The sequence below is a fragment of the Thioclava sp. 'Guangxiensis' genome (genome assembly GCF_045348365.1).
GTDB classification, from domain to species: Bacteria; Pseudomonadota; Alphaproteobacteria; order Rhodobacterales; family Rhodobacteraceae; genus Thioclava; species Thioclava kandeliae.
Window position 1 is genome coordinate 555403 of sequence record NZ_CP155822.1, and the last position, 19120, is coordinate 574522.

Genomic DNA, 19120 nt, shown 5'->3' on the forward strand with positions numbered 1-19120 from the left:
ACGAGGTTCCGCCCGCAACGTCAAGCCTCCCTGATGATTTATTGCTGCTGATCCAGGATCGCCGCGATCTGGGCGGCGACAGTATCAATCTCGGCCAGACCATCCACACGGAACAGATCGCCCGAGTGGTAGTAATAACCGATCAGCGGCGAAGTCTTCTTGTAATATTCCCGCAGGCGGTCACCGAAAACTTCAGCGTTGTCATCCTTACGGACCGGCAGCCCCTTGGCGGCAGCTTCCTCGGCACGGCCCACTATACGACCGACCAGAATCGCATCATCGACAACCAGCTCGATCACGGCGTCAAGCTTCTGCCCCATACGCGCCAGAAGCGCGTTGAGGGCGTCCGCCTGCCCCAGCGTGCGCGGGAAACCGTCGAAGATGAAGCCGTTACCATCGGTATTGCTCAGCTTCTCCTCGATCAGGCCGATCACGATCTCGTCGGTGACCAGCTCGCCGCGATCCATCACCTCGGCAACCTTCAGACCCATCTCGGTGCCCGAGGTTTTGGCCTCGCGCAGCATGTCGCCGGTCGAAAGCTGGACCATACCGCGTTCCGCGACGAGTTTACCGGCTTGGGTCCCTTTGCCGGCCCCGGGCGGGCCAAGCAAGATGATATTGGTCATAATCAATTTTCCTTTTAGCGGCGCGCAGGGGCCTTACGGCCGGACTTCTTGCGCTTGCCACGAAGTTGCGACTTTTCGATCAGACCTTCGTATTGGTGCGCAAGAAGATGCGACTGCACCTGATTGATCGTGTCCATCGTCACGGAGACGATGATCAGGACCGAGGTGCCGCCAAAGTAGAACGGGATCGAAAGCGACGAGCGGAGGATCTCCGGCAGCAAGCACACAGCCGCCAGATAAGCCGAACCGATCACCAACACACGCGAAACCACGTAATCAAGGTAATCTTCGGTTTTCTTACCGGGACGGATACCCGGAATAAAACCGCCTTGGTTCTTGAGATTGTCCGCGACTTCATCCGATTTGAAGGACACATTCGCCGTGTAGAAATACGCGAAGAACACGATCATCGCCACGTAGAACAGCAGATAAAGCGGCTGACCCGGCCCGAAATAGGCCAGAATGGTCGACATCACGGGGCCGGTATTGCCGCCCGAGAATGTCGCAATGGTGGTCGGCAGGAGCAAGAGCGACGAAGCGAAGATCGCAGGGATAACGCCTGCGGGGTTCACCTTGATCGGCAGATGCGAGGAGCCGCCATCATAGATTTTCATCCCCACCTGACGGCGCGGATACTGGATATGGATCTTGCGCAGCGCGCGCTCCATGAAGACCACGAAACCGATCACGGCAATGATCATAACGATCACGGCGATGGTTGCAGGCAGCGAGATCGCGCCGGCGCGGCCCTGGGCTAGGAAGCTCGCGAAATGCGCAGGGATTTCGGCGACGATGCCGACGAAGATGATCAGCGAGATCCCGTTACCGATGCCGCGTGCGGTGATCTGCTCACCCACCCACATCAGGAACATGGTGCCCCCAACCAGCGTGATGACCACAGCTGCCTGGAAATAAAGGCCCGGATCGTGCGCAAGACCACCGGCTTCAAGTGATTTCGCCAGACCATAGGCCTGGAACGTCGCCAGAGCGACGGTGCCATAACGCGTGATCTGGTTGATCTTCTTGCGGCCTTGCTCGCCCTCTTTCTTCATCTGCTCCAGCGCCGGAACCATTGCGGCCAGCAGCTGAACGATGATGGAGGCCGAGATATACGGCATGATGCCCAGAGCAAAAATACCCATACGGCCGAGTGCGCCGCCCGTGAACATCGAAAGGATGCCCCCGAGGCCAGCGCCCGCGCTGTCCATAAAGTCGCGCAGGGCCTGTGCGTCAATCCCCGGGACAGGGATATAGGTCCCCAACCGGTAGATGATCAGCAAGCCGATGGTGAAGAAAATCCGTTGGCGAAGCTCGGTGGCCTTGCCCAGGGCGCCCCAAGAGAGGTTCGCCGCCATTTGCTCTGCAGCAGATGCCATATGCCTGTCTCTTTCATGTCAGCGCCGCCAGACCGGTATCCCGATCGGCGGCGCCAGAAAACCTATGCCTTTGTAAGCAGACCGGGGCCTGCTCACAACAGCTGATTAAGCCTTACTCGGCAGCGGCAGCCGCAACGGTGAGTTTACCGCCTGCTTTTTCGACAGCTTCAACAGCCGATTTCGAAGCACCGGTGACGTTCAGGGTCAGAGCCGACTTCACGTCGCCTTTGGCCAGAACGCGGATGCCGTCGAGCTTGCGGCGCACGAGGCCCGAAGCAACCAGAACGTCTTCGTTGATCTCTGCTTTCGCGTCGATTTTGCCGGCCTCGATGAATTTCTCGATCAGGCCGAGGTTAACAACCGCGAAGTGCTTGGCGTTGGGCTTCGAGAAGCCACGCTTCGGCAGACGACGGTAGAGCGGCATTTGGCCACCCTCGTAACCGTTCAGTGCAACACCCGAACGCGACTTCTGACCTTTGATACCACGGCCAGCCGTTTTACCTTTGCCCGAGCCCGGACCACGGGCAACGCGTTTTTTCTTCTGGGCAGCGCCCGCATTATCACGGAGTTCGTGAAGTTTCATATCGCTTCTCCTATCGCCGGACGTGACCCCAGAAGCGTAGCTGGGTCAGCCTCGGCATTTCTTGTTCTGCTTACGCAATTGATTCGGGCCCCGCGAGGGGGCCTGCCGCCGCTATACAGCCGCAAACGCCCACAGGCAACCGTTTAGACAAAGCGCCCAATCAGCAGGGCCCCTGCCCTCATTTACCGGAAAACGCCCACCCGTCGGGAGCAAAGCCGTGGATCGAGGCCAGCAATGTCAGCTGCTCTTCATGGGTCCACAGACTCTCCGCATTCAACGCGATGACAGGCGTCGTGATCTCGGCCACGGCCTCGTCCTCATCATCCTGCGCCTCATAGAACTCGACACTGTAGCCAAGCCCTTCGGCAGCGTCCGACAGCTCGTCCCAGTTGGCACCGGCGTCATCCATTACGAACTGGAAGGCCACAACGCCCTCTTCCGGCACGGCATCCATCTTGGCGATTTCGGCGAAAATCTGGAAGGTCTCGGCCTTCTGGTCTTTCATATCCATCATTACTCTCCCGCAAGGACAGGCTGATACCAAAACGCCCCGGACAATGCCGGGGCGTTTTGTGAAAAATACTGAACGAAATCAGGCTTTTTCTTCGACGATCGCAACAAGGTGCGGGATCGAGTTTACCATGCCGCGGACGGCGGGGGTATCTTCGAGCTCGCGGGTGCGGTTCATCTTGTTCAGACCGAGGCCTTTCAGCGTAGCGCGCTGAGAAGCGGGACGGCGGATCGGCGAACCGATTTGTTTCACAACGATAGTAGCCATGTCCTGATCTCCTTACGCGTCAGCCGATTCGGCTTCCGGCTTCTTCAGGATGTCAGCCACTTTCTTGCCACGGCGAGCCGCGACGTTACGGGGGCTTTGTTCCTGACGAAGCGCATCAAGCGTCGCACGGATCATGTTGTAGGGGTTCTGCGAACCGGTCGACTTGGCAACCACGTCCTGAACGCCCAGCATCTCGAAGACGGCACGCATCGGACCACCTGCGATGATACCGGTACCTTGCGGTGCGGTGCGCATGATCACGCGGCCAGCGCCGTGACGGCCTTCGATATCGTGGTGCAGCGTACGCGCGTCACGCAGCGGAACACGGAACATGTTGCGCTTTGCTTGCTCGGTCGCCTTACGGATTGCCTCCGGCACCTCTTTCGCTTTGCCTTTGCCGAAGCCAACGCGGCCGCGCTGGTCGCCAACGACGACGAGAGCTGCGAAGCCGAAACGCTTACCGCCTTTGACGGTTTTCGACACGCGGTTGATCGCGACAAGACGATCTGCGAATTCCGGGGTCTCTTCGCGGTCGCGGCGATCCCGGCGGTTTTCACGTTCTGCCATGAAAACATCTCCTGATATGGACCGAAGTCCTTTTCCCAATCCAAGTGGATTTATGTCCCTGGATCATCGAGGGGTTGCCCCCTGCTCTAAAATCGAAGGGCGCTTTGGGGCGCCCTTCGAGAGATTTCGATCACGCTGCCCTGAGGCAGAAAGGATCAGAACTTCAGACCGCCTTCGCGTGCTGCATCGGCCAGAGCTTTGATTTTCCCGTGGAACAGGAAACCGCCGCGGTCGAAGTAGCAATCGGTCACGCCAGCCGCTTTCGCGCGCTCTGCGATGGTTGCACCGATTTTGGTCGCTGCCTCCACGTTGTTCTTGCCAACCAGGCCCAGATCCTTCTCGAGGGTCGAAGCTGCTGCAAGGGTCACACCGTTGACGTCGTCGATCAGCTGGACGCTGATGTTCTTCGACGAGCGGTGAACCGACAGACGCGCACGGCCATTGGCCATTTTGCGCAGTTTGTTCCGCACGCGCAGGCGGCGCTTCAGGAACAGTTCTCTTTTCTTGTTCGCCATTTTCGCGCCCCTTACTTCTTCTTGCCTTCCTTACGGAAGACATACTCACCCTTGTAGCGGATCCCTTTGCCTTTATAGGGCTCGGGAGCGCGCCACTCGCGGATATTCGCAGCGACCTGACCAACGAGTTGCTGGTCGATGCCTTCGATGACGATCTCGGTGTTCTTGGGCGACGTGATGGTCACGCCGGCCGGAACAACGAAGTCCACATCATGCGAATAGCCCAGAGCCAGCTTCAGAGTGTTGCCCTGCATCGTGGCGCGGTAACCCACACCTTGAATTTCGAGCTCTTTCTTGAAGCCGACAGTGACACCGGTCACAAGGTTCGCGATCATCGAGCGGGCCATACCCCACTGCTGACGCGCACGCTTGGACAGGCCACGCGGGGTCACGGAAACCGACGAGTCTTCAACCGCGAGGGTCACATCGTCGGTGGCGGTGAAGGTCCGGGTCCCTTTCGGGCCCTTCACTTCGATGGTTTGGCCGGACACCGAAGCGGTTACACCGCTCGGAAGTTCCACTGCCTTCTTACCAATACGAGACATCGTGAGACCTCCTTAGAAGACGGTGCAGAGGACTTCGCCGCCAACATTGGCGCTACGAGCTTCTGCATCCGACATCACGCCCTTGGACGTGGAGACGATGGAAACGCCGAGGCCCTGGCGGACCGACGGGACGTCTTTTGCAGCCATGTATACACGACGGCCGGGGGTCGAAACGCGTTTGATTTCGCGAATAACCGGCGTGCCTTCGTAGTACTTGAGGCTGATGGTGAGCTCAGGCAGGCCGCGCGAGTCGGTGGTCGACTCGTAGCCGCGGATGTAGCCTTCCGCTGCAAGCACATCCAGAACCCATGCGCGCAGTTTCGACGCGGGGGTTTTGACGGTGGACTTGCCGCGCATTTGCGCGTTGCGGATACGGGTCAGCATATCGCCGAGAGGATCGTTCATAGACATATTCCGACCTCCTTACCAGCTCGACTTGACCATGCCGGGGATCTGGCCGAACGAGGCCAGGTCACGCAGCTTGATACGCGAGACTTTGAGCTTACGGTAGTAAGCGTGGGGACGACCGGTCAGCTGGCAACGGTTGTGCAAGCGGACAGCCGACGAATTGCGCGGCAGTTCTGCCAGCTTCAGGGAAGCTTTGAAGCGCTCTTCCATCGGACGATCCTGATCGGCGATGACTTCTTTCAGCGCGGCGCGTTTGGCGGCGTATTGTTTAACAAGACGCTCACGCTTCACTTCGCGCGCAACCATGGATTTTTTAGCCATTGTTCACTCTCCTCGCGATCAAGCCGTGAACGGCATGTTGAAGTGCTTCAGAAGCGCCTTCGCCTGCACGTCATCATTGCTCGTGGTCACGATGATGATGTCCATACCCAGAACTTCGTCGACTTTATCGAAATCGATCTCGGGGAACACGATCTGTTCCTTGAGGCCCATTGCGAAGTTGCCACGGCCATCGAAGGACGGCTTCACGCCGCGGAAGTCGCGAACGCGCGGCAGTGCCACGTTGATCAGGCGGTCGAGGAATTCGTACATACGGGTGCCGCGCAGGGTCACCTTGCAGCCGAGCGGCATCTCTTCACGAACGCGGAAGCCTGCAATGGACTTCTTCGCTTTCGTCATGACAGCCTTCTGACCGGCGATGAGCGTCAGCTCTTCAGCGGCTTGCTTGACTTTCTTGGTGTCTTTCGTGGCTTCGCCAACGCCCATGTTGATCACGATCTTTTCGATCTTCGGGATCATCATGTCATTTTTCAGACCGAATTCTTCCTTCATGGCAGCACGGATCTTGGATTCGTACTCTGCCTTCAGGCGCGGGGTGTAGGTAGCTTGATCGAGCATCAGATTACGTCCCCTGTGGTCTTGGCGAAACGAACCTTTTTGCCGTCTTCCATGCGGAAGCCAACGCGGGTCGCTTTGCCGTTTGCGTCCAGCAGAGCGAGGTTCGACAGGTCGATCGGCATTGCCTTCGGCTGACGGCCACCTTGGCTCGTTTGGGTTTGACGGGTGTGACGGATAGCGACGTTCACGCCATCGACAACGGCTTTGTTCGAAGCCGGCATAACCGAGGTGATCTCACCTTGTTTGCCTTTGTCCTTACCGGACAGAACAACAACCTTATCACCTTTACGGAGTTTAGCAGCCATTACAGCACCTCCGGAGCAAGCGAGATGATTTTCATGAAGTTCTTGGCGCGCAGTTCGCGAACAACCGGTCCGAAGATACGGGTACCAACGGGCTCGTTGTTGTTGTTCAGAATGACTGCTGCGTTCGAGTCGAAACGGATGGCGGTGCCATCTTCACGACGAACTTCTTTAGCGGTGCGAACGACGACGGCTTTACGCACGTCACCTTTTTTCACACGGCCACGCGGAATGGCTTCCTTTACGGAGACGACGATAATGTCGCCGACCGACGCATAGCGACGGTGCGAACCACCCAGAACCTTGATGCACTGAACTTTCCGAGCACCGGAATTGTCAGCAACATCCAGATTGGTCTGCATCTGGATCATAGGGTTACTCCCGACCTTTGGAGACGACCATGCAGTTGGCGCCCCAGGGTTTCGATAAACTGGTGTTTATCGCCGGGCCTGTCATTCCTTGCGGAAATCAGGCCTCGACGACGACCGTCCAGCGCTTGGTCTTCGAAATCGGCGCACACTCTTCGATACGAACGGTGTCACCTACCTTGAAGGTATTGTTCGCATCATGCGCACGATACTTCTTGGATTTACGAATGGTCTTTTTCAGAACGGGGTGCGTGAAGCGGCGTTCAACGATGACAGTGATCGTCTGCTCGTTCTTGTCCGAGGTCACGACGCCTTGAAGGATACGTTTGGGCATGGGAAGATTCCTCAGTTCGCAGCAGCGTCAGCAGCTTTTTGGTTCAACACGGTTTTCACGCGAGCGACGTTACGACGAACGGCGCGCATGCGAGCAGTGTTTTCCAGCTGGTTCGTGGCTGCCTGGAAACGGAGGTTAAACGCTTCCTTTTTCAGCGCGACGAGCTCGTCACGGAGCTCATCGGCCGTCTTGGCCTTGAGTTCTTGGGCTTTCATGCCTTTGGTCCTTTAAATAGCACCAGAGGGCCCCGCTTGGGTGCATTGACACACTTGGGGTGACCCTGATTCTGGTGGGTTATGTCGGTCCTGTCACCAGGAACTCGGGCCAACTAACATCATCAGCCCGCCCTGGCAAGGGGAAATCCAATAAAACAAGGCGCAGAGGTCTCCCCCTGCGCCTTGTTCCGATTCATAGAGACCGGAATTACCAGTCTTGACGCTCGACGATGCGGGTCGCGACCGGGAGCTTCGCAGCACCAAGGCGCAGGGCCTCGCGTGCGATGGTCTCGTTCACGCCGTCGATTTCGAACATCACGCGGCCGGGCTTCACTTTGGCTGCCCAGAAGTCCACGGAACCTTTACCTTTACCCATACGGACTTCGGTCGGTTTCGCGGTGACCGGGGTATCCGGGAAGATCCGGATCCAGACGCGGCCCTGGCGCTTCATGTGACGGTTGATCGCACGACGGGCAGCTTCGATCTGACGTGCGGTGACACGCTCGGGCTCGACGGCCTTCAGACCAAAGTGACCAAAGTTCAGATCGGTGCCGCCTTTGGCTTCACCGTGGATCCGGCCTTTGTGCTGTTTGCGGAACTTAGTCCGTTTCGGTTGCAACATGGTATACTACTCCTCAGCGCTCGCGCTCACGGCGCGGACCGCGCGGTGCCGGGCCCTCTTGGGCTTCAGCAGCTTTGCGCTCACGTGCCTGCGGATCATGTTCCATGATCTCACCTTTGAAGATCCACACTTTCACACCGATGATCCCGTAGGGGGTCATGGCTTCGTCGTGTGCATAATCGATATCCGCGCGCAGCGTGTGCAGCGGAACGCGACCCTCACGATACCATTCGGTACGCGCGATCTCGGCGCCGCCCAGACGGCCCGCAACGTTCACACGGATACCCAAGGCACCCATGCGCATCGCGTTCTGAACGGTACGCTTCATCGCGCGACGGAAGGACACACGACGCTCGAGCTGTTGGCAGATGGACTCTGCTGCGAGCTGCGCGTCGATTTCCGGCTTACGGACTTCAACGATGTTCAGGTGAAGTTCGCTGTCGGTGAAGTTTGCCAGCTTCTTGCGCAGAGCTTCGATATCGGCGCCTTTTTTGCCGATGATCACACCCGGACGTGCTGCGTGAATGGTCACACGGCACTTCTTGTGGGGGCGCTCGATGATAACGCGCGAGATGCCAGCTTGCTTGGCTTCGTCCTTGATGAACTCACGGATCTTGATGTCTTCGAGGAGAAGATCACCGAAATCCTTGCTTTCAGCGAACCAGCGGCTGTCCCAGGTGCGGTTGACCTGGAGACGCATACCGATCGGATTTACCTTATGACCCATTATGCTTGCTCCTCAACCTGACGCACCTTGATGGTGAGCTCCGAAAACGGCTTCATGATCTTGCCGAAGCGACCACGAGCACGCGGGCGACCGCGCTTCATGACCAGGTTCTTGCCAACCCATGCTTCCGCGACGACCAGCTCGTCAACGTCCAGACCGTGGTTGTTTTCCGCATTGGCGATCGCCGATTGCAGGCACTTCTTCACGTCCAGAGCGATACGCTTCTTGGAGAAGGTCAGATCGGCCAGAGCCTTGTCGACCTTCTTGCCGCGGATCATCGCTGCAACGAGATTCAGTTTCTGCGGCGAGGTGCGAAGCATGCGCGATTTTGCCATTGCTTCGTTATCCGCCACGCGGCGCGGATTCTTTTCCTTACCCATGACGATTACTTCCTCTTGGCTTTCTTGTCAGCAGCGTGACCGTAATAGGTACGGGTCGGCGAATATTCACCGAACTTCTGACCGATCATTTCCTCGGTCACGGCGACCGGGATGTGCTTCTGACCATTGTAGACCCCAAAGGTGAGGCCAACGAATTGCGGCAGGATGGTGGAGCGGCGCGACCAGATCTTGATCACTTCGCCTTTGCCCGACTCGCGTGCTTTCTCTGCTTTTTTCAGCAGATAGGCATCGACGAAGGGGCCTTTCCAAACAGAACGAGACATATGTTAGCGACCCTTCTTCTTCGCGTGACGCGAGCGCAGGATATATTTATCCGTCGACTTGTTCGAACGGGTGCGTTTGCCCTTGGTCGGCTTGCCCCACGGGGTAACCGGATGACGGCCACCGGAGGTCCGGCCTTCACCACCACCATGCGGGTGGTCGATCGGGTTCATTGCAACACCGCGAACGGTCGGGCGGACGCCCATGTGACGCTTACGACCTGCTTTACCGAGGTTCTGGTTCGAGTGGTCATGGTTCGACACGGCACCGATGGTGGCCATGCATTCCTGACGCACAAGACGCAGTTCGCCCGAAGAAAGACGGATCTGAGCGTAGCCACCATCACGACCCACGAACTGGGCATAGGTGCCAGCTGCGCGCGCGATCTGACCGCCCTTGCCGGGCTTCAGCTCGATGTTGTGAACGATGGTACCAATCGGCATACCCGAGAACGGCATTGCGTTACCCGGCTTGATGTCGACCTTTGCACCCGAAACGACCTTGTCGCCGAGGGCGAGGCGTTGCGGTGCGAGGATATAAGCGGCTTCGCCATCTTCGTAGCGGATCAGCGCGATGAACGCGGTCCGGTTCGGGTCGTATTCGATACGCTCGACGATAGCCGAAACATCAAATTTGCGACGCTTGAAGTCAACGATACGGTAGAGACGCTTGGCGCCACCACCCTTGTGCCACATCGTGACGCGTCCGGTGTTGTTCCGGCCACCAGTCTTCGTCAAACCCTCGGTGAGGGCTTTGACCGGACGGCCTTTCCAAAGCTCCGAACGGTCGATCAGAACCAGCCCACGCTGGCCCGGCGTAGTCGGTTTATACGACTTAAGTGCCATGCTTTCTGTCTTCCGTTAGCTGAAGGCGGGTTGTACCGCCTTATGTGAAGGGCCCCTAAGGTCCCCAGATAACAACGCGATTTGACCCCGGACGAATCCGAAGCCTCTGGCGATGGGCGTAGCTACCAAATCAAACGCAATCCGTCTACTGCTGAATCCGATGTTTTGGCGCTTTCGGCCCTTATATTTAAGGACGCGGCCCAAAGGATTGAAGCATCTGGATTTTCCGGCACTCCGAGCCCGCCCAAAGCAAAAGCCCCCGCGACAGCAGGGGCTTTCGGTAGTCTTAAGGATCAACAGATCACAGACCGGTGGTCACGTCGATCGTGTTGCCCTCTTCGAGGGTCACATAGGCCTTCTTCACGTCCGAGCGCTTGCCCGCGATGCCGCGGAAACGCTTGGTCTTGCCTTTGGTGATCGTCGTGTTGACGGCTTTCACCTTGACGTTGAAGAGGGTTTCAACCGCTGCTTTGATCTCGGGCTTCGAGGAGTCTTTCGACACTTCGAAAACCACGGCACCGTTTTCCGACGCGAGCGTCGCTTTTTCGGTGATGATCGGCTTGACGATTACGTCGTAATGTTCGGGTTTCGCGCTCATTTCAGGCGAGCCTCCAGTGCTTCGACACCCGCTTTGGTGAGAACCAGGGTCTCACGCTTGAGGATGTCATAAACGTTGGCGCCCATCGACGGCAGAACATCGATACCTTCGATGTTGCGAGCTGCTTTCGCGAAGTTGTCGTTCACGTCTGCACCGTCGATGATCAGGACCTTTTTCCAGCCCAGTTCCTTAGCCGCTTTGGCCAGCGCTTTGGTTTTCGATTCGCCGAGGTTGATGTCCTCGAGAACCACCAGATTGCCGGTTGCCGCTTTGGACGACAGAGCATGCTTCAGACCCAGTGCACGGAACTTCTTCGTCAGATCGTGGGCGTGCGAACGCGGGGTCGGACCCTTGTACACACCACCGTGACGGAAGATCGGAGCCTTCTTGGAACCGTGACGTGCGCCACCGGTGCCTTTTTGGCGGTAGATCTTCTTGGTCGAGTAGGACACGTCCGACTTGCCCAGCGTCGAGTGCGTGCCGGCTTGTGCACGCGCACGCTGCCAGCGAACAACGCGGTGCAGAATGTCTGCACGCGGCTCGAGACCGAAGATGTCGTCAGCCAGATCGATATCGCCAGCTTTGCCAGCGTCGAGCTTGATCACATCAAGTTTCATGCTTCACCCCCTTCTGCCTGAGCTTCCTCGGCAGGAGCAGCCGCGCCTTTCAGAGCCGCCGGCATCGGAACGTTCTCGGGGAGCGGTTTCTTGACCGCATCCTTGATCGTGACCCAACCGCCTTTGGAACCCGGAACCGAACCCTTTACCAGGATCAGACCGCGCTCGGAATCGGTGCGAACGACTTGCAGGTTCTGGGTGGTCACACGCACGGCACCAAGATGGCCAGCCATCTTTTTGCCTTTGAAGACCTTGCCCGGATCCTGACACTGACCGGTCGAACCGTGCGAACGGTGCGAGATCGACACACCGTGCGATGCACGCAGACCGCCGAAGTTGTGGCGCTTCATCGCACCAGCAAAACCTTTACCGATGGAGGTGCCCGCGATGTCCACGAACTGGCCTTCATTGTAGTGGCTTGCTGCGATTTCCGAACCGACTTCGATCAGGTTTTCTTCGGATACGCGGAATTCGGCAACCTTGCGCTTGGGCGCAACGGAAGCTTTCGCGAAGTGACCACGCACAGCCGCGCTTACGCGCTTGGCTTTTGCGTCGCCTGCACCCAGCTGCACAGCAACGTAACCATCGCGATCGGTGGTACGTTGGGCAACGACCTGCAGGTTGTCGAGTTGAAGAACGGTAACAGGAACCTGCTTGCCGTCTTCAAGGAAAAGCCGGGTCATGCCCAGCTTCTTGGCGATAACACCAGTCCGCATCGTGACCTCCCTTATACCTTGATCTCGACGTCAACGCCGGCGGCGAGGTCGAGCTTCATCAGTGCGTCAACGGTTTGCGGGGTCGGGTCGACGATGTCGAGCATACGCTTATGCGTACGGATTTCCCACTGGTCGCGCGACTTCTTGTCGATGTGCGGACCACGGAGAACCGTGAATTTCTCAACTTTGTTCGGCAGCGGGATGGGGCCGCGAACCTGTGCACCCGTGCGCTTGGCGGTGTTAACGATTTCCTGCGTGCTGGCATCCAGTACGCGGTAATCGAACGCCTTCAGCCGGATGCGGATGTTTTGACCGTTCATATGTCATGCCTCTCGCATGGCGTGAAGGTTGAGAGGCAGACAGCACCGGATGTGACGCCTGCTTCGAACCTAAGATCTGATGGGTAGATCGAGCTGCGCGAATAGGCCGCCTGAAGGATTCTGTCAACCCATGCTGGGCGATTAGCGGTGATTTTCTCGTCTGGCCCCACCCTGCCCTGTGGACGGAGGGTCTCACGCGACCTTGAGGCGCAGAAAAGGAACAGTTTCAGGCCCGAGGTGTTGTGCCCCCAACGAACGCAGCTGGGGCATACACCCTATCTGATACCATATTCAAAGGAGGACACCATGCCGAAGATTACCGACAGCAAGATCCTGATTATTGCCACCGATGGCTTCGAGAAGACCGAGCTGACCGTTCCGCGCGACAAGCTGCGCGAGGCGGGAGCGACAGTCGATATTGCCTCGCTCGATGGTGCCCCGATCCGCAGCTGGGACGAAACTGACTGGGGCGAGATGGCGCAGGCCGAGCTTAGGATTTCCGATGCCAATGTCGACGACTATGACGCCATCATCCTGCCGGGCGGCCAGATCAACCCCGACGTTCTGCGCACGAAACCCGAGGCCGTCGATCTGGTGCGGGACTTCTACAACGCCAAGAAAATCGTCGCCGCGATCTGCCATGGGCCTTGGATGCTGGTTGAAGCCGGTGTTGTGAAAGACCGCAAACTGACCTCCTACCCCTCGATCAGGACCGATATCCTGAATGCTGGTGGTCACTGGGAGGACAAAGAAGTGGTCAATGATCAGGCACTGATCACCTCGCGCAATCCCGGCGATCTTGACGCTTTTGTCAACAAGATCATCGAGGAGGTTGAGGAGGGCCGCCACACCCAGCGCAGCAAAGCCGCCTGACCCAAAGCGCGCCGCCTCCCCGGGGTGGCGCGCCCTTATTGGCGCCCCATCGTCAGCAGCCGCCACATGAACAAAAGCTGCACCATGACCAGCCCGACGCACCAGAGACAGAGCCACATAAAGGCGTTGTCGCTGTTCAGTCCCGGCATGCCCCCGATATTGACCCCGAAGAGTCCCGTCAGGAAGCCCAGCGGCAGGAAGATTACCGAGACCACCGATAGGACAAAAGTATTACGGTTCACGCGGTCCGAAAGCTGGGTCGACAACTCCTCGCGCAGCACCTGCGCTTGATCACGCAGCTCGTCCATGTCCTCCGAGATTCGGGTCATTTTCACTGCTTCCTCTTCCAGCTCGCGCCGGACCTCTTCGGTTACCAAAGCACATTGCGCTTGGGAGGCCTTCAGTAGCGCCTCGCGTTGCGGCCCCAGATAGCGTCGCACAGCGATGACCTGAAGCCGCAGATCCAGCACATCGCGGCGCAGATGGTCCCCACCCTGCCCGTAGACCTTATCCTCGAGAGCTTCGGCATGCTCGTCGAGCTCGCTTTGGAAGGCGCCGATACGGCCAACGATATCCTCCGTCAGCCGCACGACGAAGAGCCCGGCATTCTCCGGCACTTGTCCCGACCGGATCGCGTCGTCCATACGTTCGATCGCCCGCACCCGCTTGCGCGCAATCGTTACGATCCGCTTGCTATCTGCATAGATGCGAAGGGACACCATATCCTCGCGATCCTCACCCTCGTTGAAATTGATCCCCCGCAGGATGATCAGCATCCCCTCTCCGATAACCGTCGTGCGCGGACGGGTATCGCGGTCCAGCAGTGCTTCGACAGCCTGCGGTTCAAGATAATCCAGCTCCTGCCGGATCCAGCTCTGCGCCTCGGGATGGGTGCCGTCCAGATGGACCCAAGCCAGCCGGTCATCGCGCAGCGCTGCAACGATATGGGCCTCGTCGGCATGTAGGAGGTCATTCGCGGAGGGATGGCCTGTCAGGATATGGGAAAGCTTGATCGGGCTGGTTGTCATACGGCGCGCTCCTTGGATCGTGGCGCATAGCTAGCGCCGGGCCCTGTTGGAGACAATCTCTTTTGCCCCTGCCCTCGCATAGCAAAAGGGCGGCCCTAGGGCCGCCCTTCCGTAAATCACATGATCCGCGTGGGATTATGCGAGGATTTTCGACACAACGCCTGCACCAACGGTACGGCCGCCTTCGCGGATTGCGAAGCGCAGACCATCTTCCATGGCGATCGGGGCGATCAGTTCGACTTCGAACTTCAGGTTGTCGCCCGGCATAACCATCTCGGTGCCTTCCGGCAGCGTAACGGTCCCGGTGACGTCCGTGGTGCGGAAGTAGAACTGCGGACGGTAGTTCGCGAAGAACGGCGTGTGACGGCCACCTTCCTCTTTGGTGAGGATATAGGCTTCTGCTTCGAACTTGGTGTGCGGCTTGACCGAACCCGGCTTGCACAGAACCTGACCACGCTCAACGCCTTCACGGTCAATACCGCGCAGCAGGGCGCCGATGTTGTCGCCTGCTTCACCACGATCCAGCAGCTTGCGGAACATTTCCACACCGGTGCAGGTCGTTTTCTTGGTGTCGCGGATACCGACGATTTCGAGTTCGTCGCCAACGTTGATCACGCCGCGCTCGACACGACCGGTCACAACGGTACCACGGCCCGAGATCGAGAACACGTCTTCGATCGGCATCAGGAAGGGCTGGTCAACAGCACGTGCCGGGGTCGGGATGAAGTCGTCAACGGCTGCGATGAGCGCGCGGATCGAGTTCTCGCCGATTTCCGGATCGCGGCCTTCGAGGGCTGCAAGTGCCGAACCTTTGACGATCGGAATATCGTCGCCGGGGTAGTCGTAGGACGACAGAAGCTCGCGGACTTCCATCTCGACCAGATCCAGCAGCTCTTCGTCGTCAACCTGGTCAACCTTGTTCAGGTAAACAACCATGGTCGGGATGCCGACCTGACGGCCGAGCAGGATGTGCTCGCGGGTCTGCGGCATCGGGCCGTCAGCTGCGTTCACAACGAGGATCGCGCCGTCCATCTGTGCCGCACCGGTGATCATGTTCTTAACATAGTCAGCGTGGCCGGGGCAGTCGACGTGCGCGTAGTGGCGGTTTTCCGACTCATACTCGACGTGTGCGGTCGAGATGGTGATGCCGCGTGCTTTTTCTTCCGGTGCGCCGTCGATCTGGTCGTAGGCCTTGAAGTCACCGAAATACTTGGTGATTGCTGCGGTCAGCGTGGTTTTGCCGTGGTCAACGTGGCCGATCGTGCCGATGTTAACGTGCGGTTTGTTACGTTCAAACTTTGCCTTTGCCATAATGGCCTCCTGTCACAGGCTACTGATCTAAGGGGTGCGCCCGCGGAGCTACCGCGGACGCATATCAGATCAGGCGTATTGTTTCTGGATTTCGTCCGAGATGTTCTGCGGAACGGCTTCGTAATGCGCGAAGATCATCGTGAACACTGCGCGGCCCGAAGACATGGAACGCAGGTTGTTGATGTAGCCGAACATGTTGGCGAGCGGAACGAAGGCGTTGATGACATTCGCGTTGCCGCGGGTGTCTTGCCCTTGAACCATACCACGACGCGAGGTCAGGTCGCCGATGATCGAACCGGTGTATTCTTCCGGCGTCACGACTTCCACTTTCATCATCGGCTCGAGCAGCTTTGCGCCGGCCTTACGAAGACCTTCGCGCATTGCGGCACGGGTTGCGATTTCGAAGGCGAGAACGCTCGAGTCGACATCGTGGAAGGCACCGTCAAGCAGAGCAACCTTGAAGTCGATAACCGGGAAGCCTGCCAGCGGACCGGAGTCCATAACCGACTGGATGCCCTTCTCGACGCCCGGGATGTATTCCTTCGGAACAGCACCACCGACGATTTTCGATTCGAACGAATAGCCTTCGCCCGGCTCGGTCGGAGTGATCGCCAGTTTCACGCGCGCGAACTGACCGGTACCACCGGTTTGTTTCTTGTGCGTGTAGTCGATCTCTGCCGCTTGCGAGATGGTCTCGCGGTAAGCCACCTGCGGAGCACCGATATTCGCCTCAACCTTGAATTCGCGCTTCATGCGGTCAACAAGGATGTCGAGGTGAAGTTCGCCCATGCCCTTCATGATCGTCTGACCGGATTCGAAGTTGGTCTCGACGCGGAAGGACGGGTCTTCTGCTGCCAGGCGAGCCAGGGCGATGCCCATTTTCTCTTGGTCAGCTTTGGACTTCGGCTCCACGGCGATCTCGATCACCGGCTCCGGGAAGGTCATCGTTTCGAGAACGACGGGCTTCGAGCTGTCACAGAGGGTATCACCGGTGGTGGTCTCTTTCAGACCGGCCAGCGCGATAATGTCGCCTGCAAACGCTTCTTCGATCTCTTCACGGTTGATCGCGTGCATCATCATCATACGACCGATGCGCTCTTTCTTGCCCTTCGTTGCGTTCAGGACGGAATCGCCCTTCTTCAACACGCCCGAATAGATACGGGTGAAGGTCAGCGAGCCCACGAAGGGGTCGTTCATGATCTTGAACGCAAGACCCGAGAAGGGTTCTGCATCGTCCGCGTGACGTTCGATGTTACGCGTTTCGGTCTCGTCGTCGGGTGCGAAGCCGGTATAGGCGGGCACGTCGAGCGGCGAGGGAAGGAAGTCGATAACCGCGTTCAGCAGCGGTTGGACGCCCTTGTTCTTGAAGGCCGAACCGGCGAAGACCGGAACGAACGAGAGCGACAGGGTGCCCTTACGGATCAGTTTCCGCAGGGTGTCCTCGTCGGGCTCGTTGCCTTCGAGATAGGCTTCCATGGCCGCGTCGTCTTGCTCTACAGCAATCTCGACGAGGTTGGCGCGCCACTCGTCTGCCATGTCCTGAAGATCGGCACGGATCGGTTCACGAGCCCAGCTTGCGCCGAGGTCTTCACCTTTCCAGACCCATTCTTCCATCTTGATCAGGTCGATGATGCCTTCAAGTTTATCTTCTGCGCCGATCGGCAGACACACGGGAGCCGGAGTGGCGCCGGTGCGGTCCTTGATCATCTTGACGCAGTTGAAGTAATCCGCGCCGATCTTGTCCATCTTGTTGACGAACACGATCCGCGGAACCTTGTAGCGGTCAGCCTGACGCCAAACGGTTTCGGTCTGCGGTTCAACGCCTGCGTTGGCGTCGAGAAGGCAGACTGCGCCGTCGAGCACGGCCAGCGAACGCTCGACTTCGATAGTGAAGTCAACGTGGCCGGGGGTGTCGATGATGTTGAAGCGGTACTTGGTGTCCGAGGTGCCTTCTGCGGTCGGATCTTCCTGACGCTGCCAGAAAGTCGTGGTCGCAGCAGACGTGATCGTGATGCCGCGTTCCTGCTCCTGCTCCATCCAGTCCATGGTTGCGGCGCCGTCGTGGACTTCGCCGATTTTGTGGGACTTGCCGGTGTAGTAGAGGATCCGCTCGGTCGTGGTCGTCTTGCCCGCGTCGATGTGGGCCATGATCCCGAAGTTGCGGTACCGCTGAAGGGGATAGTCGCGTGCCATAGGGCGTCCTTCCGTTGGATTTACCAGCGATAATGGCTGAACGCTTTGTTCGCGTCGGCCATCTTGTGCGTATCTTCACGTTTCTTAACTGCAGAACCGCGCGAATTCACCGCATCCAGAAGCTCGCCTGCAAGGCGCTCTTCCATGGTGTTTTCGTTACGACCACGTGCAGCCGAGATCAGCCAGCGGATTGCCAGCGCCTCGCGGCGTGCCGGACGAACTTCGACCGGAACTTGGTAGGTTGCACCACCCACACGACGCGAACGGACTTCAACAGCCGGCTTCACGTTGTCGAGGGCTTCGTGGAACACTTCGATCGGCTCGCGCTTGAGCTTACCTTCGACGCGGTCCAGCGCGCTATAAACGATGCGTTCGGCGGTAGATTTCTTACCGTCGATCATCAGGTTGTTCATGAACTTGGTCAGAACGCGGTCACCAAACTTGGCGTCCGGGAGAACTTCGCGCTTCTCAGCGGCGTGACGACGAGACATATGTGTATCCCTTTCCTACGATCACTTCGGACGCTTCGCGCCGTACTTGGAGCGACGTTGACGACGATCTTTAACACCTTGGGTATCCAGCACACCGCGCAGGATGTGGTAACGGACACCCGGAAGGTCTTTCACACGGCCGCCGCGGATCAGAACAACAGAGTGCTCTTGCAGGTTGTGCTTTTCGCCCGGGATGTAGGAAATGACCTCGAAGCCATTCGTCAGACGCACTTTGGCGACTTTACGCATAGCGGAGTTCGGTTTCTTCGGCGTGGTGGTGTACACACGCGTGCAGACGCCACGTTTTTGCGGGCACTGCTGGAGGTGCTGCGACTTAGAGCGCTGCACTTTCGGCTGACGCGGTTTGCGGATCAGCTGCTGGATTGTCGGCATTCGGTTCCCCGTTCGCTTTCTATCAGGTTGTCAATACTCGCCACCGGGATGATGGCGCCACTTCTCGACAGCGTCATGCGCCCATTCGCACAAACGCCAAATCGCAACCTTCGCGGGCTTTCGGCCTTCGAAGACTGCGTGCGAAACAAGGGGGGTCGGACATGGGTCCGGCCTAGGACCACCGCTGTTTCTGTCTCCCGCACGGTTTTC

At 58.3% G+C, this 19120-nt stretch carries 30 protein-coding genes; 1 reads left to right on the top strand and 29 read right to left on the bottom strand.

The window, feature by feature from the left end; all coding sequences use genetic code 11:
• Positions 1-38: 38 nt before the first annotated feature.
• The 24 genes from ABEB22_RS02675 to rpsJ form a co-directional block, all read right to left on the bottom strand.
• Positions 39-626: an adenylate kinase gene (locus ABEB22_RS02675; RefSeq protein ID WP_339114391.1), complete on the bottom strand. Its 588-nt coding sequence runs from the start codon at positions 624-626 to the stop codon at positions 39-41.
• Positions 627-640: 14 nt separating this feature from the next.
• The gene (secY, locus tag ABEB22_RS02680; RefSeq protein ID WP_339114390.1) at positions 641-2002 is read right to left on the bottom strand and encodes a preprotein translocase subunit SecY; all 1362 of its coding nucleotides are present in this window, start codon (positions 2000-2002) and stop codon (positions 641-643) included.
• Between the two features lie 112 nt (positions 2003-2114).
• Positions 2115-2585, bottom strand: coding sequence for a 50S ribosomal protein L15 (rplO, locus tag ABEB22_RS02685; protein ID WP_339114389.1), 471 nt, complete (start codon positions 2583-2585; stop codon positions 2115-2117).
• A gap of 178 nt (positions 2586-2763) precedes the next feature.
• Positions 2764-3099: a ribonuclease E inhibitor RraB gene (locus ABEB22_RS02690; protein WP_406870772.1), complete on the bottom strand. Its 336-nt coding sequence runs from the start codon at positions 3097-3099 to the stop codon at positions 2764-2766.
• A gap of 78 nt (positions 3100-3177) precedes the next feature.
• Positions 3178-3363, bottom strand: a complete 186-nt coding sequence (rpmD, locus tag ABEB22_RS02695; RefSeq protein ID WP_339114387.1) for a 50S ribosomal protein L30 — start codon at positions 3361-3363, stop codon at positions 3178-3180.
• Positions 3364-3375: 12 nt separating this feature from the next.
• Entirely contained in the window at positions 3376-3930 is a 555-nt protein-coding gene (gene rpsE / locus ABEB22_RS02700) for a 30S ribosomal protein S5 (protein WP_339114386.1), read from the bottom strand.
• Positions 3931-4085: 155 nt separating this feature from the next.
• Positions 4086-4445, bottom strand: coding sequence for a 50S ribosomal protein L18 (gene rplR / locus ABEB22_RS02705; RefSeq protein WP_339114385.1), 360 nt, complete (start codon positions 4443-4445; stop codon positions 4086-4088).
• Between the two features lie 11 nt (positions 4446-4456).
• A complete protein-coding gene (gene rplF, locus ABEB22_RS02710) occupies positions 4457-4990 on the bottom strand; it encodes a 50S ribosomal protein L6 (protein WP_339114384.1) in 534 nt (177 codons plus the stop codon).
• A 12-nt stretch (positions 4991-5002) separates the two neighbouring features.
• Positions 5003-5401 (bottom strand): 30S ribosomal protein S8, encoded by a 399-nt coding sequence (gene rpsH, locus ABEB22_RS02715; RefSeq protein WP_339114383.1) that lies wholly within the window; start codon positions 5399-5401, stop codon positions 5003-5005.
• A gap of 12 nt (positions 5402-5413) precedes the next feature.
• Entirely contained in the window at positions 5414-5719 is a 306-nt protein-coding gene (gene rpsN, locus ABEB22_RS02720; protein ID WP_339108075.1) for a 30S ribosomal protein S14, read from the bottom strand.
• A gap of 18 nt (positions 5720-5737) precedes the next feature.
• Positions 5738-6295: a 50S ribosomal protein L5 gene (gene rplE / locus ABEB22_RS02725; RefSeq protein ID WP_339114382.1), complete on the bottom strand. Its 558-nt coding sequence runs from the start codon at positions 6293-6295 to the stop codon at positions 5738-5740.
• Positions 6295-6600, bottom strand: coding sequence for a 50S ribosomal protein L24 (gene rplX / locus ABEB22_RS02730; protein WP_339108077.1), 306 nt, complete (start codon positions 6598-6600; stop codon positions 6295-6297). The genes rplE and rplX overlap by 1 nt, the downstream gene beginning before the upstream one ends.
• Positions 6600-6968: a 50S ribosomal protein L14 gene (gene rplN / locus ABEB22_RS02735; RefSeq protein ID WP_339114381.1), complete on the bottom strand. Its 369-nt coding sequence runs from the start codon at positions 6966-6968 to the stop codon at positions 6600-6602. Before rplN ends, rplX begins: the two co-directional genes overlap by 1 nt.
• Before the next feature lie 97 nt (positions 6969-7065).
• Entirely contained in the window at positions 7066-7299 is a 234-nt protein-coding gene (gene rpsQ, locus ABEB22_RS02740; RefSeq protein WP_339114380.1) for a 30S ribosomal protein S17, read from the bottom strand.
• An 11-nt stretch (positions 7300-7310) separates the two neighbouring features.
• Positions 7311-7514 (bottom strand): 50S ribosomal protein L29, encoded by a 204-nt coding sequence (rpmC, locus tag ABEB22_RS02745; RefSeq protein ID WP_339114379.1) that lies wholly within the window; start codon positions 7512-7514, stop codon positions 7311-7313.
• 208 nt (positions 7515-7722) lie between these two features.
• Positions 7723-8136 (bottom strand): 50S ribosomal protein L16, encoded by a 414-nt coding sequence (rplP, locus tag ABEB22_RS02750; RefSeq protein WP_339114378.1) that lies wholly within the window; start codon positions 8134-8136, stop codon positions 7723-7725.
• A 13-nt stretch (positions 8137-8149) separates the two neighbouring features.
• Positions 8150-8863, bottom strand: coding sequence for a 30S ribosomal protein S3 (rpsC, locus tag ABEB22_RS02755; RefSeq protein WP_339114377.1), 714 nt, complete (start codon positions 8861-8863; stop codon positions 8150-8152).
• Positions 8863-9243 (bottom strand): 50S ribosomal protein L22, encoded by a 381-nt coding sequence (gene rplV / locus ABEB22_RS02760; RefSeq protein WP_339114376.1) that lies wholly within the window; start codon positions 9241-9243, stop codon positions 8863-8865. The genes rpsC and rplV overlap by 1 nt, the downstream gene beginning before the upstream one ends.
• A gap of 5 nt (positions 9244-9248) precedes the next feature.
• Positions 9249-9527 carry a 30S ribosomal protein S19 gene (rpsS, locus tag ABEB22_RS02765; protein ID WP_339114375.1) on the bottom strand — a complete coding sequence of 93 codons (279 nt, stop codon included), beginning with the start codon at positions 9525-9527 and terminating at the stop codon, positions 9249-9251.
• Positions 9528-9530: 3 nt separating this feature from the next.
• Positions 9531-10370, bottom strand: a complete 840-nt coding sequence (rplB, locus tag ABEB22_RS02770; RefSeq protein WP_339114374.1) for a 50S ribosomal protein L2 — start codon at positions 10368-10370, stop codon at positions 9531-9533.
• A gap of 301 nt (positions 10371-10671) precedes the next feature.
• Entirely contained in the window at positions 10672-10968 is a 297-nt protein-coding gene (locus ABEB22_RS02775) for a 50S ribosomal protein L23 (RefSeq protein WP_339114373.1), read from the bottom strand.
• Positions 10965-11585 (bottom strand): 50S ribosomal protein L4, encoded by a 621-nt coding sequence (gene rplD / locus ABEB22_RS02780; protein ID WP_339114372.1) that lies wholly within the window; start codon positions 11583-11585, stop codon positions 10965-10967. The genes ABEB22_RS02775 and rplD overlap by 4 nt, the downstream gene beginning before the upstream one ends.
• Entirely contained in the window at positions 11582-12301 is a 720-nt protein-coding gene (gene rplC, locus ABEB22_RS02785; protein ID WP_339114371.1) for a 50S ribosomal protein L3, read from the bottom strand. The genes rplD and rplC overlap by 4 nt, the downstream gene beginning before the upstream one ends.
• A gap of 11 nt (positions 12302-12312) precedes the next feature.
• Complete coding sequence (rpsJ, locus tag ABEB22_RS02790; protein ID WP_339108089.1) at positions 12313-12621, bottom strand: 30S ribosomal protein S10; 309 nt, start codon at positions 12619-12621, stop codon at positions 12313-12315.
• Positions 12622-12927: 306 nt separating this feature from the next.
• On the opposite strand from rpsJ, the gene ABEB22_RS02795 reads away from it, so the two are divergent.
• Complete coding sequence (locus ABEB22_RS02795) at positions 12928-13494, top strand: type 1 glutamine amidotransferase domain-containing protein (RefSeq protein WP_339114370.1); 567 nt, start codon at positions 12928-12930, stop codon at positions 13492-13494.
• A 35-nt stretch (positions 13495-13529) separates the two neighbouring features.
• Here ABEB22_RS02795 and ABEB22_RS02800 read toward each other — a convergent pair whose 3' ends face one another.
• The 5 genes from ABEB22_RS02800 to rpsL form a co-directional block, all read right to left on the bottom strand.
• Positions 13530-14522, bottom strand: a complete 993-nt coding sequence (locus ABEB22_RS02800; protein ID WP_406870773.1) for a zinc transporter ZntB — start codon at positions 14520-14522, stop codon at positions 13530-13532.
• Positions 14523-14657: 135 nt separating this feature from the next.
• Entirely contained in the window at positions 14658-15833 is a 1176-nt protein-coding gene (tuf, locus tag ABEB22_RS02805; RefSeq protein WP_339114354.1) for an elongation factor Tu, read from the bottom strand.
• Between the two features lie 69 nt (positions 15834-15902).
• Entirely contained in the window at positions 15903-18026 is a 2124-nt protein-coding gene (gene fusA, locus ABEB22_RS02810; RefSeq protein ID WP_339114368.1) for an elongation factor G, read from the bottom strand.
• Between the two features lie 20 nt (positions 18027-18046).
• Positions 18047-18517 (bottom strand): 30S ribosomal protein S7, encoded by a 471-nt coding sequence (gene rpsG, locus ABEB22_RS02815; RefSeq protein ID WP_339114367.1) that lies wholly within the window; start codon positions 18515-18517, stop codon positions 18047-18049.
• Positions 18518-18538: 21 nt separating this feature from the next.
• Positions 18539-18910 (bottom strand): 30S ribosomal protein S12, encoded by a 372-nt coding sequence (gene rpsL, locus ABEB22_RS02820; protein WP_096433949.1) that lies wholly within the window; start codon positions 18908-18910, stop codon positions 18539-18541.
• Between the last annotated feature and the right edge of the window lie 210 nt (positions 18911-19120).

Coding starts and splice junctions, on each gene's coding strand:
- ABEB22_RS02675 (WP_339114391.1), bottom strand. CDS start 626: ATGACCAATATCATCTTGCTTGGCCCGCCCGGGGCCGGCAAAGGGACC.
- secY (WP_339114390.1), bottom strand. CDS start 2,002: ATGGCATCTGCTGCAGAGCAAATGGCGGCGAACCTCTCTTGGGGCGCC.
- rplO (WP_339114389.1), bottom strand. CDS start 2,585: ATGAAACTTCACGAACTCCGTGATAATGCGGGCGCTGCCCAGAAGAAA.
- ABEB22_RS02690 (WP_406870772.1), bottom strand. CDS start 3,099: ATGATGGATATGAAAGACCAGAAGGCCGAGACCTTCCAGATTTTCGCC.
- rpmD (WP_339114387.1), bottom strand. CDS start 3,363: ATGGCTACTATCGTTGTGAAACAAATCGGTTCGCCGATCCGCCGTCCC.
- rpsE (WP_339114386.1), bottom strand. CDS start 3,930: ATGGCAGAACGTGAAAACCGCCGGGATCGCCGCGACCGCGAAGAGACC.
- rplR (WP_339114385.1), bottom strand. CDS start 4,445: ATGGCGAACAAGAAAAGAGAACTGTTCCTGAAGCGCCGCCTGCGCGTG.
- rplF (WP_339114384.1), bottom strand. CDS start 4,990: ATGTCTCGTATTGGTAAGAAGGCAGTGGAACTTCCGAGCGGTGTAACC.
- rpsH (WP_339114383.1), bottom strand. CDS start 5,401: ATGTCTATGAACGATCCTCTCGGCGATATGCTGACCCGTATCCGCAAC.
- rpsN (WP_339108075.1), bottom strand. CDS start 5,719: ATGGCTAAAAAATCCATGGTTGCGCGCGAAGTGAAGCGTGAGCGTCTT.
- rplE (WP_339114382.1), bottom strand. CDS start 6,295: ATGCTCGATCAAGCTACCTACACCCCGCGCCTGAAGGCAGAGTACGAA.
- rplX (WP_339108077.1), bottom strand. CDS start 6,600: ATGGCTGCTAAACTCCGTAAAGGTGATAAGGTTGTTGTTCTGTCCGGT.
- rplN (WP_339114381.1), bottom strand. CDS start 6,968: ATGATCCAGATGCAGACCAATCTGGATGTTGCTGACAATTCCGGTGCT.
- rpsQ (WP_339114380.1), bottom strand. CDS start 7,299: ATGCCCAAACGTATCCTTCAAGGCGTCGTGACCTCGGACAAGAACGAG.
- rpmC (WP_339114379.1), bottom strand. CDS start 7,514: ATGAAAGCCCAAGAACTCAAGGCCAAGACGGCCGATGAGCTCCGTGAC.
- rplP (WP_339114378.1), bottom strand. CDS start 8,136: ATGTTGCAACCGAAACGGACTAAGTTCCGCAAACAGCACAAAGGCCGG.
- rpsC (WP_339114377.1), bottom strand. CDS start 8,863: ATGGGTCATAAGGTAAATCCGATCGGTATGCGTCTCCAGGTCAACCGC.
- rplV (WP_339114376.1), bottom strand. CDS start 9,243: ATGGGTAAGGAAAAGAATCCGCGCCGCGTGGCGGATAACGAAGCAATG.
- rpsS (WP_339114375.1), bottom strand. CDS start 9,527: ATGTCTCGTTCTGTTTGGAAAGGCCCCTTCGTCGATGCCTATCTGCTG.
- rplB (WP_339114374.1), bottom strand. CDS start 10,370: ATGGCACTTAAGTCGTATAAACCGACTACGCCGGGCCAGCGTGGGCTG.
- ABEB22_RS02775 (WP_339114373.1), bottom strand. CDS start 10,968: ATGAGCGCGAAACCCGAACATTACGACGTAATCGTCAAGCCGATCATC.
- rplD (WP_339114372.1), bottom strand. CDS start 11,585: ATGAAACTTGATGTGATCAAGCTCGACGCTGGCAAAGCTGGCGATATC.
- rplC (WP_339114371.1), bottom strand. CDS start 12,301: ATGCGGACTGGTGTTATCGCCAAGAAGCTGGGCATGACCCGGCTTTTC.
- rpsJ (WP_339108089.1), bottom strand. CDS start 12,621: ATGAACGGTCAAAACATCCGCATCCGGCTGAAGGCGTTCGATTACCGC.
- ABEB22_RS02795 (WP_339114370.1), top strand. CDS start 12,928: ATGCCGAAGATTACCGACAGCAAGATCCTGATTATTGCCACCGATGGC.
- ABEB22_RS02800 (WP_406870773.1), bottom strand. CDS start 14,522: ATGACAACCAGCCCGATCAAGCTTTCCCATATCCTGACAGGCCATCCC.
- tuf (WP_339114354.1), bottom strand. CDS start 15,833: ATGGCAAAGGCAAAGTTTGAACGTAACAAACCGCACGTTAACATCGGC.
- fusA (WP_339114368.1), bottom strand. CDS start 18,026: ATGGCACGCGACTATCCCCTTCAGCGGTACCGCAACTTCGGGATCATG.
- rpsG (WP_339114367.1), bottom strand. CDS start 18,517: ATGTCTCGTCGTCACGCCGCTGAGAAGCGCGAAGTTCTCCCGGACGCC.
- rpsL (WP_096433949.1), bottom strand. CDS start 18,910: ATGCCGACAATCCAGCAGCTGATCCGCAAACCGCGTCAGCCGAAAGTG.